15 protein-coding genes are annotated in these 17,429 nt (G+C 68.3%); 9 read left to right on the plus strand and 6 right to left on the minus strand.

What is annotated here, in order from left to right; translation table 11 throughout:
- The first annotated feature begins 91 nt into the window (after nucleotides 1–91).
- From FDA38_RS22930 to FDA38_RS22955, 6 genes are all read left to right on the plus strand, one after another.
- Nucleotides 92–820: a GntR family transcriptional regulator gene (locus FDA38_RS22930; protein ID WP_233714871.1), complete on the plus strand. Its 729-nt coding sequence runs from the start codon at nucleotides 92–94 to the stop codon at nucleotides 818–820.
- Nucleotides 817–2,133, plus strand: coding sequence for an MFS transporter (locus tag FDA38_RS22935; protein WP_137256129.1), 1,317 nt, complete (start codon nucleotides 817–819; stop codon nucleotides 2,131–2,133). The genes FDA38_RS22930 and FDA38_RS22935 overlap by 4 nt, the downstream gene beginning before the upstream one ends.
- A 98-nt stretch (nucleotides 2,134–2,231) precedes the next feature.
- On the plus strand, nucleotides 2,232–3,221 hold the full coding sequence (locus FDA38_RS22940) for an ATP-binding cassette domain-containing protein (protein WP_137256130.1): 990 nt from the start codon (nucleotides 2,232–2,234) through the stop codon (nucleotides 3,219–3,221).
- The gene (locus tag FDA38_RS22945) at nucleotides 3,218–4,033 is read left to right on the plus strand and encodes an ABC transporter permease (protein WP_137256131.1); all 816 of its coding nucleotides are present in this window, start codon (nucleotides 3,218–3,220) and stop codon (nucleotides 4,031–4,033) included. Before FDA38_RS22940 ends, FDA38_RS22945 begins: the two co-directional genes overlap by 4 nt.
- 32 nt (nucleotides 4,034–4,065) lie before the next feature.
- The gene (locus FDA38_RS22950; protein WP_137256132.1) at nucleotides 4,066–4,509 is read left to right on the plus strand and encodes a VOC family protein; all 444 of its coding nucleotides are present in this window, start codon (nucleotides 4,066–4,068) and stop codon (nucleotides 4,507–4,509) included.
- Nucleotides 4,510–4,607: 98 nt separating this feature from the next.
- A complete protein-coding gene (locus tag FDA38_RS22955) occupies nucleotides 4,608–5,237 on the plus strand; it encodes an NYN domain-containing protein (protein ID WP_137256133.1) in 630 nt (209 codons plus the stop codon).
- 102 nt (nucleotides 5,238–5,339) lie between these two features.
- Here FDA38_RS22955 and FDA38_RS22960 read toward each other — a convergent pair whose 3' ends face one another.
- Entirely contained in the window at nucleotides 5,340–6,692 is a 1,353-nt protein-coding gene (locus FDA38_RS22960; protein WP_137256134.1) for a serine hydrolase domain-containing protein, read from the minus strand.
- Nucleotides 6,693–6,777: 85 nt separating this feature from the next.
- Between FDA38_RS22960 and FDA38_RS22965 the strand changes: the two genes are divergently transcribed.
- Complete coding sequence (locus FDA38_RS22965) at nucleotides 6,778–10,014, plus strand: BTAD domain-containing putative transcriptional regulator (protein ID WP_137256135.1); 3,237 nt, start codon at nucleotides 6,778–6,780, stop codon at nucleotides 10,012–10,014.
- Here FDA38_RS22965 and FDA38_RS22970 read toward each other — a convergent pair.
- Complete coding sequence (locus tag FDA38_RS22970; protein ID WP_137256136.1) at nucleotides 10,011–10,637, minus strand: TetR/AcrR family transcriptional regulator; 627 nt, start codon at nucleotides 10,635–10,637, stop codon at nucleotides 10,011–10,013. The genes FDA38_RS22965 and FDA38_RS22970 overlap by 4 nt on opposite strands.
- Before the next feature lie 82 nt (nucleotides 10,638–10,719).
- Entirely contained in the window at nucleotides 10,720–11,241 is a 522-nt protein-coding gene (locus tag FDA38_RS22975; protein WP_137256137.1) for a DinB family protein, read from the minus strand.
- Between the two features lie 218 nt (nucleotides 11,242–11,459).
- Here FDA38_RS22975 and FDA38_RS22980 point away from each other — a divergent pair, with 218 nt between their 5' ends.
- Nucleotides 11,460–12,143, plus strand: a complete 684-nt coding sequence (locus tag FDA38_RS22980) for a MerR family transcriptional regulator (RefSeq protein ID WP_137256138.1) — start codon at nucleotides 11,460–11,462, stop codon at nucleotides 12,141–12,143.
- A 362-nt stretch (nucleotides 12,144–12,505) separates the two neighbouring features.
- Here FDA38_RS22980 and paaK read toward each other — a convergent pair whose 3' ends face one another.
- Genes paaK through paaI form a run of 3 tightly spaced genes read right to left on the minus strand, consistent with a single transcriptional unit; the run spans nucleotide 12,506 to nucleotide 15,430 of the window.
- Entirely contained in the window at nucleotides 12,506–13,774 is a 1,269-nt protein-coding gene (gene paaK / locus FDA38_RS22985) for a phenylacetate--CoA ligase PaaK (protein WP_233714872.1), read from the minus strand.
- A gap of 37 nt (nucleotides 13,775–13,811) precedes the next feature.
- Nucleotides 13,812–15,014: a 3-oxoadipyl-CoA thiolase gene (pcaF, locus tag FDA38_RS22990; protein WP_137256140.1), complete on the minus strand. Its 1,203-nt coding sequence runs from the start codon at nucleotides 15,012–15,014 to the stop codon at nucleotides 13,812–13,814.
- A complete protein-coding gene (gene paaI / locus FDA38_RS22995) occupies nucleotides 15,011–15,430 on the minus strand; it encodes a hydroxyphenylacetyl-CoA thioesterase PaaI (RefSeq protein ID WP_137256141.1) in 420 nt (139 codons plus the stop codon). Before paaI ends, pcaF begins: the two co-directional genes overlap by 4 nt.
- A gap of 73 nt (nucleotides 15,431–15,503) precedes the next feature.
- On the opposite strand from paaI, the gene paaN reads away from it, so the two are divergent.
- The gene (paaN, locus tag FDA38_RS23000) at nucleotides 15,504–17,177 is read left to right on the plus strand and encodes a phenylacetic acid degradation protein PaaN (RefSeq protein ID WP_137256142.1); all 1,674 of its coding nucleotides are present in this window, start codon (nucleotides 15,504–15,506) and stop codon (nucleotides 17,175–17,177) included.
- Nucleotides 17,178–17,429 lie beyond the last annotated feature (252 nt).

The following is a 17,429-nucleotide window of genomic DNA, read 5'->3' on the forward strand; positions in this document are numbered from 1 at the left end:
GCTGGGGAATAACCGGCGCCGCCAGTGGATTAGCTGTGTGTGTAAGATAGATACAACAGAGATACCAGTCGTATGGGTGGGGAGTTCAGTGGTGAGCGGGGCGCCGGAGCCGGCGAGTGATGCATTGATCCTGGGAGACGAGACCGCGGAGATCGCCCGAGTGGTGGTCGAGGCCGCGCCGGGCGTGGAGAAGATCCCCGCGGCCGAGCGCGTCTACGCGTACGTGAAGGCCGCGATCCTCGATCGCGCCTACCCAGGCGGCGAGCTCCTGACCGAGGGCGAGCTCGCCACGGCCGTCGGAGTCTCCCGTACGCCGGTCCGCGAAGCCCTCCTCCGCCTCGAGGAATCCGGACTGGTCAAGCTGTACCCGAAGAAGGGCGCGCTCGTCCTTCCGGTGCTGCCGCAGGAGATCGAGGACGTCCTCGAGGCCCGCGAGCTGCTCGAGACGCACGCCGCCGCCAAGGTGTGGCCGCGGCGCAAGCAACTGATCGAGCGGCTCAGCCAGCGTGTCGACGAGATGCGCGCGCACCGCAAGGCAGGTGACGCGAAGAGCTTCCTCGAGGCCGACCGGGCCTTCCACGAAGCCATTGTCGGTGCCGCTGGCAACGAAATCCTCGCCAAACTCTACAACAGTCTGCGTGACCGCCAGGTCCGGATGGGCGTGCCCGGTATCGAGGTGCAGCCGGCCCGGATGGACAAGTCGATCACCGCACACCAGGAGATGATCGACGCGCTCGGCGGCAACAGCGTCAAGCGGTTCCGTGAGCTCGTCGTCGCACACATCGCCGAAGCCGCCAACGATCTGCGGGGCACTCGGTGACCGAACTCCTCTTCCCCCTGGGCGGTCGGCGAGCCTGGGCGGTGTGGACCACCGCTGTCCTGACGTACCTCGTCACGGTGCTGCACCGCGGTTCGATGAGCGTGGCCGGGCTCCAGGCCGCTGAGCGCTTCCACATCTCCGCATCCGCACTGGCCAGCTTCACCGTCGTACAGCTCACTGTGTACGCCGCTATGCAGGTGCCCGTCGGCATCCTGCTCGACCGATACGGCTCCAAGCGTCTGCTGATCGCTGCGTCCGGACTGCTGTTCGTAGCGCAGTCAGCGTTCAGCCTGGTCGATTCGTACCCCGCCGCACTCGCTGCACGCGCAGTACTGGGTGTTGGCGACGCACTGGTCTTCATCAGCGTGCTGCGCGTGGTCATGTCCTGGTTCCCCGCACTGCGGCAGCCGGTGATGTCACAGGCGACCGGAATGCTCGGTGGTCTCGGGGCGATCATGTCGACCGTCCCGATGGCTGCTGCGTTCCACGCCTTCGGTTGGACGCCGACGTTCGCCGGTGCGAGCGTGCTGAGCCTGGTGGCCGGCGTACTGGTGCTGTTCCTCATCAAGGACACGCCGTACGACGAACCGCTGCGGCGCGCCAAGCAGCCGCTGCACGAGGTCAAGAAGAACCTGCGTCGCGCCTGGAAGGAGCCGGGGACCCGGCTGGGGCTGTGGACGCACTTCACGACCAGCTTCTCCGGCAGCACGTTCGGACTGCTCTGGGGCTACCCGTTCCTCGTGCAGGGGCAGGGCCTCGCCCCGACGACCGCTGCGGCGATGCTGATCCTCCCTGTGCTCGCTGGGCTCTGTTACGGCCCGCTGGTCGGGCGGTACGCCGCCAGGTTCCCGTTCTACCGGTCCTGGATCGTGCTGGCGGTGATCGCTGGCTCGGTGCTGATGTGGACCGTCGTACTGCTGTGGCCTGGTCAGGCGCCGATGCCGGTGCTTCTGCTGCTGATCGTCGTACAGGCTGCTGGTGGTCCGGGTTCGATGCTCGGACTGGACTACGCGCGGACGTTCAACCCGTCGACGCGCTTCGGTGCGGCCAACGGGATGGTCAACACCGGTGGGTTCATCGCGACGCTGCTGTGTATCGGCATGGTCGGCATCCTGCTCGACACCTCGTCCGGCGGGGCGCCGCAGACGATCGAGGACTTCAAGTTCGCGCTGGCGTTCCAGTATGTGCTGTGGGCGATCGGCACCCGGCAGATCCTCAAGTACCGGCGGAAGGCGCGCGGCCACCTGGCCCGCTACAACCCGGAGGCGTACGAAGCCCTGCTGGCCAACCAGATCGTCCCGCTGAAGGGCTGAGACAGCACGCTGGCACGGGGTGTCAGGGTGAAGCCAGAGCGGTGACAGGTCCAAGCGGCACGGTAGTCCCAGTGAAGTAAGTCCACTGGGAGGAACCGATGACCACAACGAACCAGGTCGCCATCGAGGCAACCGGTCTGGTCAAAAAATATGGCAACACCACGGCGCTTGCCGGCGTCGACCTGAGCGTGCCCACCGGCACGGTCCTCGGGGTCCTCGGCCCGAACGGCGCCGGCAAGACGACCGCGGTCCGCATTCTCGGCACCCTGCTCCGGCCTGACGCCGGCCACGCCACAGTCGGCGGGTACGACGTCGTACGCGACGCCGGCAAGGTCCGCAGCATCATCGGGCTGACCGGACAGTACGCCTCGGTCGACGAGGACATGTCCGGCCGCCGCAACCTGATCATGATCGGCCGGCTGCTCGGGTTCTCGCGGGAGCAGTCCCGGGCCCGCGCGGACCAGCTGCTGGAGCGGTTCGAACTGACCGACGCGGGTGAGCGGATCGCGAAGACGTACTCCGGCGGTATGCGCCGCCGGCTCGACCTGGCCGCGAGCCTGGTCGGCAACCCGAGCATCCTGTACCTCGACGAGCCCACCACCGGTCTGGACCCGCACGCCCGCAACGGCGTCTGGGAGACGGTCCGCAACCTCGTCCTCGACGGCACCACGGTCCTGCTCACCACGCAGTACCTGGAGGAGGCCGATGCGCTGGCCGACTCGATCGTCGTGTTCGACAAGGGCTCTGTGGTCGCCTCCGGGCGTCCGGCCGAGCTGAAAGCGCAGGCGGGCAAGCAGTCGCTGGACGTCCGCCCGGCCGAGCCGGCGCACCTCGAGCGGGTCGCGGCGATCGTCGCGGAGTCGACCGGGACCCGTCCCAGCGTCGACGTGGTCAACACCCTCGTCAGTGTCCCGGTGAGCGACGGTTCGTCGATGCCGGTGGTCGTACGGCGGCTGGACGAGGCCGGGATCGCGGTCACCGAACTGTCGCTGCGACTGCCCAGCCTGGACGAGGTCTTCCTCGCCCTGACCGGTCACACCGCCGAAGAGAAGAAGTCCGACGCCGTACTGGAAGGAGTAGGCCGATGACCACCGCAACACTCGAACCAGCTGCCCACCTGGCCCACCGGTCGCGGCCGTTCGCCTGGGTGCCGCAGAGCCTGACGCTGGCCTGGCGCAACATCGTCCGGATCCGGCAGAACCCCGAAGCCCTGGCGGACGTGACGTTCCAGCCGATCATCTTCCTGGCGCTGTTCCTGTTCGTCTTCGGCGGCGCGATCGCCGGGGGCGGCGGCTGGCGTGGGTACCTGCCGACGCTGCTGCCCGGGCTGCTGGTGCAGACCGTGGTGTTCGCGACGATGGGCACCGGGGTCGGTCTGAACGACGACTTCGCGAAGGGTGTCTTCGACCGGTTCCGCAGCCTGCCGATCGCGCGGATCTCGCCGCTGATCGGCGCGGTCCTCGGGGACGCGGTCCGGTACTCGCTGTCGATCGTGATCCTGATGACGAGTGGCTTCGTACTCGGCTTCCGCTTCGAGAACGGCGTCGGCAACGGCCTGCTGGGCATGCTGATCGTGCTGCTGTTCGCGCTGTCGATGTGCTGGATCTGGGTCTGGCTCGGGCTGGTCATGAAGACCGCCCAAGGTGTCCAGGGTGTTGCCTTCCTGGTGATGTTCCCGCTGACCTTCGGCAGCAACATCTTCGTCCCGACCAGCACGCTGCCGGGATTCCTGCAGGCGTTCACCAAGGTCAGTCCGATCACGTACCTGGTCGACACCGAACGCGCCCTGATGGGTGGCGGCCCGCTGCAGAAGCCGTTGCTGATCACGCTGGCCTGGATGGTCGGTCTGGTCGCGGTCTTCGCCCCGCTGGCGATCCGCGCCTACCGCCGCCGTACCTGAAATCTGTCGGTGGTGAGCGTCAGAGTGGTCGTATGACCACGAACTGGACGCTCACCATCGACTGCGTGGACCCGGCCGTGGTCGCGCGCTTCTGGTGTACGGCGCTGGGCTACACCGAGTCGGATCCGCCCGAGGGCTGGGACACCTGGGAGGACTGGCTGACCGCGATGAACGTCCCCGAGAACGAGTGGAACGACGGCGCCTCGATCTCCGACCCGAACGGCGTACTCCCCGCCATCTCCTTCCTCAAGGTCCCCGAGCCACGCACCACCAAGAACCGCCTCCACCTGGACCTCCAGGTAGCCGGCGGCCGCGCCCAACCCCAGCCCCTCCGCGAACAACGCATCCGAGCCACCGCCGCCACCCTCATCACCGCCGGCGCCACCCTCGTCCGCGAAGTCCCCGCCGAAAACTCCACCACCCTGGACCACCTCTGGATGCAGGACCCCGAAGGCAACGACTTCTGCGTCGTCTGACGGGGTATCCAGGGGCATCCCGGGGCAGATTGATCTCGTTGTCCACAAGGCTGTTCAGGGCGCCCCGAATCCACTCCGTCGCCCACTAGCCTGACGTGGTGCGGATCAACGTGTACGTCGACGGCTTCAACCTCTACTACGGGTGCCTGAAGGGCCGACCGTACAAGTGGCTGAATCTGGAGAAGATGTGCGAACTGTTGCTCCGCAGGTTCGAAGTCAACCGGATCCGGTACTTCACAGCCTTGGTCAAGGAGCGCCCGGACAATTTGCATGCCCCGGTTCGGCAGCAGGCGTACCTACGGGCCCTCGGCACATTGCCGAGCGTCGAGGTACACCTCGGCAGCTTCCTCACAAAGCCGACCCGGATGCTGCTCGCCACTCCTCCGGTCGTGGGTCCACGGACGGTCGAGGTGATCAAGACCGAGGAGAAGGGCTCGGACGTCAACCTGGCGACGTACCTGCTCGTCGACGCCTTCCGGGACGATGCGGAGGCCTTCGCGGTGGTGAGCAACGACTCGGATCTGACCGAGCCGATCCGGATCGTTCGGCACGAACTCGGCAAGGTGGTCGGCTTGCTCAACCCACAGAAGGTGCCGAGTCAACGGCTGCTGACCTGCCAGCCGACCTTCACCCGGCAGATCCGGGAAGGAGTGCTGGGGGCCAGCCAATTCCCTCAGCGGGTGATCGACGATGCCGGCGCTGTGATCAGGAAACCTGGGGAGTGGTGAAAAAGCAGAAGCCCCACCGAAGTGGGGCCTCGCACCCAGCCACCGAGGCAACTGGGGGAATAGTCAGAGGCTAGCTGACGATCCTCTTCCGGGCAACACGGATCATCCGGGGTTGATCTCGCTGAAGGCGAGGGGTTGGCGGGTGCAGAGGTAGGTTGCCCAGTGCAACTTTTCGGGGGTGCCGGAGGGGGTGCGGGTGATGTGGAGGAGTTCGCCGGTTTCGCGGCCGGAGATGGTTCGGTAGGTGTCTTCGGCGATCTTTTCGAAGACGGCGGGGGACTGCCACTCGGCGGCTGCCGGAGACTTGGCCTGGAGTACGCCGTTCTTGACCGTGAAGGCGAACGGGCTGCCCTCGGTGAACCAGGTGCCGAGTACGCCGGCAAGCTCGGCCGGTACGTCGACGCCGGGGACCCACGGGTCGGCCGGGAGCGGGTCGTCCTCGAGGACCTTGATCACCAGGTCGGTCGCGAGTGCGCTCGGCGCGGGCGAGGACGTGGAGCCGAAGAGCGCGATTCCCGCCGTACCGGAGTCACGGTGGACGAACGTCGACGTGATGTGACCCGGCATCCCGCCGTCGTGCCCGACGAACAGCCGGTCGCCACGGCGCAGCAACATGAACCCGAGCCCGAACGCGAGCTGCCAACGGTCCACGTCGGCCATGATCTGCACCTGGCACATCTCGTCGATGGTGTCCTTCGACAGCACCTCGTCGACCGGGTTCGCGATGAACATCGCCCACTTCGCCAGGTCCTCGGCCGTCGACGCGAGCCCGCCGCACGCGTCCATCGCGCCGATGTCGAGCAGCGGCTCGCGCACCGGTACGTCGGTCCACGGCGGCACGTAGTACCCGGTCTGCGCCGGCCCGCCGTCCATGCCGACCGTCGTACGGCGCATCTCCAGCGGGTCGAGGATCCGCGCCTTGACCGACTCGTACCAGGACCGGCCGTCGATCCGCGCGACGATCTCACCGAGCAGAGCGAACACCAGGTTCGAGTAGTGGAACCGGTGGTGCGGCTTGCCGATCCGTTCCGCGTCGTTCCACCCGTCGACCAGCTCGTCGCGGGACGGGAACTTCATCAGGTCCCACACGTCGCCGACCGGCTCGCGCTGCATGCCGCTGGCGTGGCTGAGCATCTGCCGGACGGTGATGCCTTCGTGCTTGCTGCCCGGGATCAGCTTGTCGACCGTGTCGTCCAGGTTGAGCTTGCCCTCGTCGCGCAACGCCATGATCGTGACCGCGGTCAGCGTCTTGCTCTGGGACGCGATCAGGAACTGCGAGTCCGCGGTCGGCGGTACGCCGGGACTCTCCAGGTCGGCCGATCCGGCACCGGTCGACCAGGCCAGCTTCCCGGCGCGGGCGACGGCGCCCACCACCCCGGGAACCCGGCCCTTCGACTGCCGCTCGGCGACGATACGGGTGAGTGCGTTCTGCGTCTGCTCGGCGATATCTGTCACGAGTTCCGACCTTAAGGCAGGGAAGTGACAAAAGGCAGGGTGTTTGGTCGGGGCGATGTGCGAGGCTTGAGGGGTGCGCATAGCGGTGCTTGGGCCTCTCGCGATGTGGGCGGCCGACGGGACCCCGCTCGACATCCGCGGCGTCCGCCTGCGCGGGCTGCTCGCGCGCCTCGCGCTGTCCGCCGGGCGACCGGTCAGCGTCGAGACGCTGGTCGACGGACTCTGGGGCAGCGAGGCCCCGAGCGCCAACGCTTTGCAGTCCCTGGTGTCCCGCCTCCGGGCCGGTCTCCCTGCGACTGAGTCCAGTATCTCGGTGCAGTCCGGCCCGGCCGGCTACACCCTGACCATCGGTCCGGACTGTGTGGACGCCCTCCAGTTCGAAGACCTGGTACGCCGCGGCCGCGCCCTCCTGACCACCGAGCCGGAGCAGGCCCACGCCCTCCTGACCCAGGCCGACAAGCTATGGCGCGGTGAAGCCCTCACCGACCTCCGCGACCTCCCGTTCGCCGCAGTCGAGGCGGACCGCCTGGCCGAGCTGCGCCTCGCCGCCGCGGAGGACCTGGCCGAGGCCGCCGTCACCTGCGGCCAGGCCCGCGACCTGATCACCGACCTCGAACAGCTCGCCGTCACGCACCCACTCCGCGAGCGCGTGCACGAGCTCCTCATCCGAGCCCTGTACGCCGACGGTCGCCAGGCGGAGGCCCTCGCGGCGTACGAACGGGTCCGGACCACGCTGGCCGACGAGCTCGGCGCCGACCCCGGCATGCGGCTCCGCGACCTCCACGTCTCGGTACTGCGTGGCGACAACGTCGACCCGACGGCCAAAACGTCCGTACCAGCTCCTGCGCCGTCAATGCCGCGCAGCAACCTGCGTGCGCCGATGACCAGCTTCGTCGGCCGCCGCGAGGACGTGGCCGAGCTGACCCGTCTGATGAGCAACGGGACCAGACTGGTCACCATGGTCGGCCCTGGCGGTGCCGGCAAGACCAGACTGGCCACCGAGGCCGGCAGAACGCTGGTGGAGCAGAGCGGCGACGGCATCTGGTTCGTAGAGCTCGCACCGCTCGGTGACGCCGCCGACGTGGCACCAGCCGTTCTCTCCACTCTCGGTGCCAGCGAGTACGTCGACCTGCAGCCGGCGAGCTTCGCACCCAAGCACATCCCGACCAGCCGCGCTGCGACCCTCCGGCTGGTCGAGGTCATCGGCGACCGGCGCATCCTGCTCGTCCTCGACAACTGCGAGCACCTGATCCTGGAGGTCGCGGGACTCGTCGACTCGCTGCTCGCCTCCTGCCCACGGCTGCGGGTGCTGACAACGAGCCGCGAACCGCTGAGCATCCCGGGTGAACACCTGCATCCGGTCGGCCCGCTGGGCATGCCGCCCGAGGACGAGCCCACCGACGACGACTACCCGGCGATGCAGCTGTTCGTCGACCGCGCCCGCGCAGTACGCCCGGACTTCGCGCTGATCGACAAGAATCGGGACGCGGTCGCAGAGATCTGCCGTCGGTTGGACGGGATGCCGCTGGCGATCGAGCTGGCGGCGGCCCGGTTGCGGGCGCTCACGCCGCCGCAGATCGTGGACCGGCTCACGGACAGGTTCCGCCTGCTGACCAGTGGCTCACGGACCGCACTGCCCCGGCACCAGACCCTGCGGGCCGTCGTGGAGTGGAGCTGGGACCTGCTCGACCCCGACGAGCAGGCGGTCGCCCGACGGCTCTCACTGTTCTCCGGCGGCGCCACGCTGGATGCGGCCGAGCAGATCTGCAGCGACGACCGCATCCCGCCCGAGTCCGTGCTCGGTGTCCTCGCGTCGCTTGTGGACAAGTCCCTCGTGGAGGCCGCGGCCGACGAGCGGTCCGTGCGCTATCGGATGTTGGAGACGGTCCGCGCGTACGGCGCCGAGCAGCTGAACGCCTCCGGCGAGCACGACCACTTCCGGCGCAAGCACACGGCGTACTTCAGCCGGATGCTGCGCCGGGCGCGACCGAAGCTGCGGACCGGTGAGCAGATCCAGTGGATCGCCCGGCTGACCGCCGACAACGAGAACCTGCTCGACGCACTCCGTACGGCGATCGACATCGGCTCGGCGCGGATCGCCGTACAGATGGTTGCCGTGCTGGGCGAGTACTGGACGATGAGCGGTCGTCCGGCCGAGGCGGTCAACTGGATGCGCGCGGCCCTCGCCGTACCGGGGAAGAGCGCGCCGCTGGACAAGGCCGAGGCGCTGTACCTGCTCGCGCTCGGGCAGATGTCGAGCGGCGAGGATCCGGCCAAGTCGTTCCAGCAGATGATCCGCGGACTGGCGACGGTTCGCTGGATGACCCGGCGGCACCAGGTTCTCATCGACGCTGGGATCGGGCTGTTCACCAACGCGGTCTGGGCGGCGATCCGGCGGGACAAGGCGACCTGCTTCCGCGAGCTCGAGGCCGCGGGCGAGCATCACGACCCGTGGGTCCGGAACATGGGCGTGATGATGGGCGCGATGTTCCGCGAGAACGAGGGCGAAGTCGACCAGATGGCGGCCAATCTGACCGTTGCGCTCGACGGTTTCCGCCAGCTCGGCGATCGCTTCGGTACGTCGATGGCGCTGCGCGGCCTCGCGAGCTACCAGGCCAGCACGGGTGACCATGCTCAGGCGCTGGAGTCGCTGATCGAGGCGCTACAGCTGATCGAGGAACTCGGTACCACCGAAGGAGTCGCGCAGTTGCTCGGCGGCGCCGCGATGAGCCGGATCGAGTTGGGCGACATCGATGGCGCCCGGGCGGACCTCGAGCGCGCATTGCGGCTGTCCGAAGAGACGGGATCCCGCGGCGGTCAGGCGATGGCGTACATGGGTCTCGCGCGGATCGCGTACCGGGCCGGTGCGTTGGACGAGTCGCGGGACCTGGCCGAGCGCGCGTACGGGATGCTCGACCTCGAGGCCGAGCGGGTCGCGCCGCACGGACAGGCGAGCATGCTCGCGCAGTTGAGCCGTACGAACGCGGCCACGGGCGACATCGAGCTGGCGCAACAGCGCAACCGGGAGTCCGTGCGGTTGGCGCTCACCACCGAGGACATGCCGCTCGTGGCATCCGTCGTCGAGACCTCGGTCGACGTGGACGTGGCGGTCGGCGAGACCGAGCAGGCGGCGCGGACGCTCGGGATGGCGACCGTACTGCGGGGGATGCGGTCGGTCCCGGACGGCGACGTACAACGGTCTGTCGATCGGCTACGTGATGCCTTGGGCAACGAAAGGTACGACGCCGCCTTCGCGGCCGGCGCCGCACTCACGCGCGACGAAGCGATCGCCGAGCTTCGCAAACGGTTCAGCTCGGACTAAGCGGTGATCAGCTGCACCGCAAGGTCTCGCAGTGACTTCTGCACCTTCTGCTCCGGCGGCCGCGGCTCGGCCAGCATCCAGTCGTAGACGACGGTGTTCACCGCGCCGAAGAACGCCAGCGCGAGGAACCGGAAGTCCTTGCGCTTGATCTCACCGCGCTCCACCGCGGTGTCGCCGAGATCGCGGACATTACCGATCAACAACTCCCGGAACGCGATCCGCTGCTCCTCGACCGCCGGGCTGGTGCCGACCACCTCGACGAACGAGATCCGTGCCCGGCGGAGGTCGGCCATGATCGTGCGCAGGTAGGAGTCGACGGCCGCGGTGATCCGCTCCCGGACCGGTCGGTCGGCGGTCCGGCGGAGCGCATCTCCGGTGCTCCGGACCGCCAACTCGATCACCTGCGCATGGACTGCGAGCAGCACGGCTTCCTTGTTCTGGAACTCGTGGTAGAAGTGCCGGGTGGACACTTTCGCCTGTGTACACAGGCGTTCCACGGATGTCGCCGGATATCCGTCGGTCCCGAAGAGTTCGAGCGCAGCGGCCAGCAACCGTTCCCGGCGCGCGGCCTTCCACTCCTCGACTGACCGCCCGGAATAACGGCGTACGGAGGGTTCCCTCATCACACCTCTTGTCGCTACCCCGTGCCAGATGCCGGACATCCTATCCACCGCTCGGCGCAGGTGTAACCGGGTTACCTCCTGGTCAGTTCGGCTTGGTGTACCCCGTCACTCCGTCGAGCAGCTCGCGGATGATGTCGAGGTGGCCGACGTGCCGCGCGGTCTCCTCGATCATGTGGCACAGGACGTACCGCAACGAGGCTGCCTTCTCCGCCGGCTGGCCCTTCTCGACGACCTCGAGCGGGAGGTCGGCGATGGTCTCGTTCGACCGGCGGCACTCCTCGTCGTACTCGTCGAGGAGTTGCTTGAGCGGTACGTCGTCGACGAACATCTCGGCGTCGACGTGCGCGCCCTCGACCCACGGGGTCTGACCGGTGTCGGGGACGCCGGCGATGCCCAGCTGGAACCACGAGTACTCGACCCAGCGCAGGTGGGCCACGAGACCGGCGGCGGTCATCAACGGTGAGGTCGGCAGAACCTTGCGGTGGGCATCTTCCTCGCTGAGCCCGGTGCACTTCATCCGGACGAAGGAACGCTGCAGGTCGAGCCATCCGGTCAACTGAGCGCGCTCTCCGGCGGTCAGGGACGGACGCTGTACTTCGGTCATGCGACTAACTCCTTGGTGGAACGGAGCCACCCGGTCAGCCGCAGGTACGGCGAACGGGCAGCACGACAATCGGACTCGACATCGCGCTCACCTCCTCTCGCCGCCGGAGGTGTCGAACCCCCCGGCAGGAGGACCGTATCCGATCACGGCCGGGGAGGAAACCACATTTCTGGCACTCTAGTTGTGACAAGCGCCCGCACCGCGCAACGAGGTGACACGTGGATCCACGGTTCGACCTGCCGCTCTACACCCGCGCTGAGGTAGCCCTCCAGCTCGGGCTGCCGGCGACGACGCTCGGGGACTGGTTGCGGTCGGGGGCCCTGGAGGCCGGGAGCGGCGGGCGCGGCGAGCCGACGATCACGTTCGCCGGGCTGGTCGAGACGCACATGCTGCGGCACCTGCGCCGTACCGGTTTGTCGTTGCAGGCCATCGGCGAGGCCGCGGTCGCGCTCCGGTCGCGGGCGGGGCGGCACTATCCGTTGGCTTGGTCCGGGCTTGCCCATGACGGGCGTGACCTGCTGGTCGAGATCGCTGCCGAGGGGCGCGAGGCGGGTTGGGAGCGGATCCGCGACAGCCAGGGCGGCTTCCCCGGCGTACTGCGGCGCGGGTCGGCGGCGATCGGCTGGTCCGACGACGGCTACGCCGGAACGCTGCGACTGGTGATCTATCACGACATCGACGTCATCGTGGACCCGTCCCGCTCCTACGGCCGCCCGATGGTCGACGACGTGTTCGTGGAGGACGTGATCGACGAGGTCCGCACCGGCGCGTCGTACCGCGAGATCGCCGCCAAGTTCAACCTGGAGGACTTCGAGGTAGAAGCCCTCGTCCGCCCCCACATCCGACCCCCCGCCCACCGCAAACCCCGCCACCTCCAAACCCAACCCGACTCCCTCTTGTAGCTGGTAATCCCCCGCGCGCTCTGCAGCCGCCTCTCGTCGCTCCGCTCCTCGGCGCGGCGGCTGCGCGCGCTGCCCACCCACCCCCGGGCTTATCGCCCGGAGCATCCGTTCCGGCTATCGCCGGGTCTTCCGGCTGCCGCCGGACATTACTGCCCCGCTGCTCGTCCGGCTGCTGTCGCTGGCTGCGGCTGCCGCGCTTCTGGCCCGCATGCCGCCGCCGCTGATGCCGCTGCCGCTGATGCCGGGGTTGTGGGATGCAGCTCGCGCGTGCGGTGTGCGGCCGGACCGTTCGGGCGAACGGGTTGAGGGCTGTGGGATTGCCGCGAGTCTGAGCAACTCGCGACGCACGATGCCAGCAACCCTCAGCGGTTGTCTTTGATGCGTTTGGCTTTGCCGAGGGAGCGTTCCAGGGCGTGGGGCGGGACTACCTCTACCGCGGCGGTTACGCCTACTCGGTCCTTGATGCGGCGGGAGAGGGCGGATGCGGCGGGGGTGTAGTCGGCCAGGTCGGGGGCTGCTTCTACCTGGACGGTTAGTTCGTCCAGGCGGCCGGGGCGGGTCAGGACGCAGAGGTAGTGGGGAGTGAGGCCTTCTACCAGGAGGATTTGCTCTTCTATTTGGGTGGGGAAGACGTTGACTCCGCGGACGATCATCATGTCGTCGGTGCGGCCGGTGATCTTTTGCATGCGGCGCATGCTCGGGCGGGCGGTGCCGGGGAGCAGGCGGGTCAGGTCGCGGGTGCGGTAGCGGAGGACGGGGAAGGCTTCCTTGGTGAGGGTCGTGAAGACGAGTTCGCCTTCGGAGCCGTCGGGGAGGACCTCGCCGGTGACCGGGTCGATGATTTCGGGGAGGAAGTGGTCTTCCCAGATGTGCAGGCCGTCTTTGGTTTCGACGCATTCCTGCGCGACGCCCGGGCCCATCACCTCCGACAGACCGTAGATGTCGACCGCGTGGATCCCGGTGCGCTCCTCGACCTCGGTGCGCATGGCTTCGGTCCACGGCTCGGCGCCGAAGATGCCGATCCGCAGCGAGGTCTCGCGCGGGTCGAGCCCGCGCGCAGCCATCTCGTCGACGATCGACAGGAAGTACGACGGCGTGACCATGATGATCCGCGCGCCGAAGTCGCGGATGAGATCCACCTGGCGCTCCGTCATCCCACCCGAGACAGGTACGACGGTGCACCCGAGCCGCTCAGCCCCGTAATGCGCGCCGAGCCCGCCGGTGAACAGACCGTAGCCGTAGGCAACATGGCACACATCGCCCGCACGTCCACCGGCCGCGCGGATCGACCGCGCCATCAGGTCGGCCCAGTTGTCCAGATCCCGCTTCGTGTAACCGACCACCGTCGGCCGCCCCGTCGTACCGGACGACGCATGCACCCGCGCCACCTCGGTCCGCGGTACGGCGAACATCCCGAACGGGTAGTTGTCGCGCAGATCCTTCTTCGCCGTGAACGGCAGCCGGCTCAGATCCTCCAACGACTGCAGATCCCCGGGCTTGAACCCGACTCCGTCCAACGCCGCCCGATAGTGCGGCACATTCTCATAAGCCCGCCGCACGGTTGCCTGTAGCAACGACAGTTGCCGCGCCCGGAGCTCGTCGACGGACAGCCGTTCGCCCGCGTCACGCAACTCTGAAGGGTAAGCCTCACCGAGCATAAAGAAACCCCTAAGGACGAGTGAGCAGGGTCGCGATGCCCTGCCCGACACCGATACACATGGTGGCCAGCGCGTACCGGGCGTCGCGGTGGCGAAGCTCCAGGGCCGCGGTGAGAGCGAGGCGGGCGCCGGACATCCCCAGCGGGTGGCCGAGGGCGATGGCGCCGCCGTTCGGGTTGACATGCTCGGCGTCGTCGGGAAGGCCGAGCTGCCGCAGTACGGCGAGAGACTGGGACGCGAACGCCTCGTTCAACTCGATCACGTCGATGTCGGACAACGCGACGCCGGTGCGATCAAGCAGCTTCCGCGTCGCGGGCGCCGGCCCGATCCCCATGACCCGAGGCGGTACGCCGGCTGCGGCCGTCCCGACCACTCGTGCCAGCGGGTTCATACCGAACCGCTCCACCGCCTCCCCACTCATCACGAGCAGCGCGGCAGCGCCGTCATTCACCCCCGACGCATTCCCGGCCGTGACCGTCCCCGGCGATCGGAAAGGTGTCTTCAGACCGGCAAGAGCCTCGAGCGACGTCTCCCGCGGATGCTCGTCGGTATCGACCACGGTCACCGCCCCACGCTTGCCCGGCACGTCGACGGCAACGATCTCCTCGGCCAACCGCCCGTTCGCCTGCGCCTTGGCGGCCCGCTGCTGGGACCGCAACGCGAACAGGTCCTGGTCCTCACGCGAGATCGAGAACTCCGCCGCGACGTTCTCCGCCGTCTCCGGCATCGAGTCGATCCCGTACTGCTCCTTGAGCGAAGGATTGACGAACCGCCAGCCGATCGTGGTGTCGAAGATCTCCGCCTGCCGCGAGAACGCGGTTGTTGCCTTAGGCATCACAAACGGTGCCCGCGACATCGACTCGACCCCGCCGGCCACGACGACGTCGTTGTCCCCGGCAATGATCGACCGCGCCGCATAAGCGACCGCGTCCAGCCCCGATCCACACAGCCGGTTGATCGTCGTACCAGGCACCGAGTCCGGCAGGCCCGACAGCAGCACCGCCATCCGGGCCACGTTCCGGTTGTCCTCGCCGGCCTGGTTCGCGCAGCCGAGGATCACGTCGTCGATCAGCGCCGGGTCGAGCGCGGTCCGGTTCAGCAGCGACGAGATCACGTTCGCCGCGAGGTCGTCGGGTCGTACGCCGGCCAGCGCACCGCCGTACCGCCCGATCGGGGTCCGGACGCCGTCGACCAGGAAGGCTTCGCGACTCATGACTGCTCCTCGATGATCGTTCCGGACAGTTGGCGGCTGCGGCCGCGGAACTCGGCGATCACCTCGTCGCCGCGGGTGACCGTCACGTCGTAGATCGCGTTCCGGCCGAAGGTGGTCCGCTCGGAGGCCTCGGCGACCAGCAGGTCACCGGTGCGGGCCGGGGCGACGAAGACGACGTCGCAGGCCTGCGCGACCGTGACCTGGTTGCGCGAGTTGCAGGCGAAGGCGAACGCCGAGTCGGCGAGACAGAACACGAATCCACCATGCGCGATCCCGTGCCCGTTGACCATGTCGTCGCGGACGGTCATCTCGAGCCGCGCCGTACCCTCGCCGACCGCGACCAGCCGCATGCCCAGCCCGGCGCTGGCGGTGTCCTCCGCCCACATCGCCGCGGCCACCCTGGCTGCCAAGTCCATAGCCTTGCCCAATCGAGAAGACGGCTTGTGACACTCTAGTACCGCTTGCGCCAAAGACTGTAACATCGCCTTCATGACGACCGACCTGCTCTCCACCCATCGCGAGCGCCTGGACGGCGCACTGGCGGCGATCCACAGCCGCGGCTACCACGCGGCGTTCCCCGAGTCGCCGAGCCCCCGGGTGTACGGCGAGACCGCGGCGGCCGACGGCAAGGCAGCGTTCGAGGCCCACCTCGGTACGACGTACGCCCTGGACATCCCCGGCGCACGCGGAACGGTCGTCAGCGAGCAATCGCCGTTCGGGATCCCGATGGACGTCTCGTACCCGCGGGTCGTCGAGGAGGGGCTGGACGACCTGCTCACCGCGGCCCAGCAGGGTCTCGCGGACTGGCGTCGCGCCGGGATCGACGGGCGGACCGGCGTCGTACTGGAGATCCTCGACCGGCTGCACAAGCGGGTGTTCGAGCTGGCCAACGCGGTCCAGCACACCAGTGGTCAGGCGTTCGTGATGGCGTTCCAGGCCGGCGGCGCGCACGCGCTGGACCGGGCGCTCGAGGCGGTCGCCTACGCGTACGAGGAGATGAACCGCTACCCGGCCACCGCGACCTGGGAGAAGCCGGCCAAGGGCGACCCGATCCGGATGGAGAAGACGTTCACCGTCACCGGCCGCGGCGTCGCGCTGGTGATCGGCTGCAACACGTTCCCGACCTGGAACTCCTGGCCCGGTCTGTTCGCCTCCCTCGTCACCGGCAATGCCGTCGTCGTGAAGCCGCACCCGCTCGCGGTCCTGCCGCTGGCGATCACCGTCGACGTCTGCCGCGAGGTGCTCGCCGAGGCCGGCTTCGACCCGAACCTGGTCACCCTGGCCACCGAGCGGGCCGGCGACGGCCTGGCCAAGCCGCTCGCGCAGCGGCCCGAGGTGAAGCTGATCGACTTCACCGGCGGCAGCGAGTTCGGGGAGTGGCTCGAGCAGAACGCGACCCAGGCGACCGTCTTCACCGAGAAGGCGGGCGTGAACGCGGTCATCATCGACTCGACCGACTCCTTCAAGGCGCTCTCCAACAACCTCGCCTTCACCCTGAGCCTCTACTCCGGCCAGATGTGCACCACCACCCAGAACCTGTTCATCCCTGCCGGCGGGATCGAGACCGACGAGGGCCACAAGTCCTTCGACGAGGTCGGCGCGGCCATCGCCTGCGCGATCAGCAAGCTGCTCGGCGACGATGCTCGCGCGGTCGAGATCCTCGGCGGCATCGTGAACCAGGCCGTGATCAGCCGCCTCGAGCTGGCTCCGGAGTACGGCGACGTGGTGCTGGAGTCCCGCGCGATCGAGCACCCGGCCTTCCCGGACGCCGTCGTACGGACGCCGCTGCTGGTCGCGATCGACGCCGAGGACGCCGACGTGTACGGGCGGGAGTGCTTCGGCCCGGTGTCCTTCCTGGTCAAAACCGCGGACACCGCCCAGTCGATCGAGCTGTTCCGCAAGACGGTCACCGAGGACGGCGCGATGACCGCCGGCATCTACTCGACCGACACCAAGATCCTCGACGAGGCCCGGGACGCGGCCCTCGACGCGGGCGTCGCCCTGTCCGAGAACCTCACCGGCGCAGTCTTCGTCAACCAGTCGGCAGCGTTCAGCGATTTCCACGGCACCGGCGCGAACCCGGCCGCCAACGCGACCTACACCGACGGCGCGTACGTCGCGAGCCGCTTCCGCGTGATCCAGTCGCGCCGCCACGTTGGGTGAAGGCTTCCCGCAGTGATCATGCACTCACGGTGAGATTGACGTTAAAAACTAACTGAGTGCAACATCTTGCGTTCCGACTCTCTACCTCAGACACTCTCAGTTAGTTGAGAGCACGACCATTAGGTAGCACGGGGGATCTTGGGGTGGAACTGGGGACGGGCGGTCATGCCCGAAACGGGACCGTCGCGGCCGCCCCCGGGGGCGGCGCGCCGCCCCCCCACATTGGGGGCGCGCGGGGGGGGGGTGGGTGGC

Origin of the sequence: Kribbella jiaozuonensis (genome assembly GCF_005233875.1) — a bacterium.
Lineage (GTDB): Bacteria > Actinomycetota > Actinomycetes > Propionibacteriales > Kribbellaceae > Kribbella > Kribbella jiaozuonensis.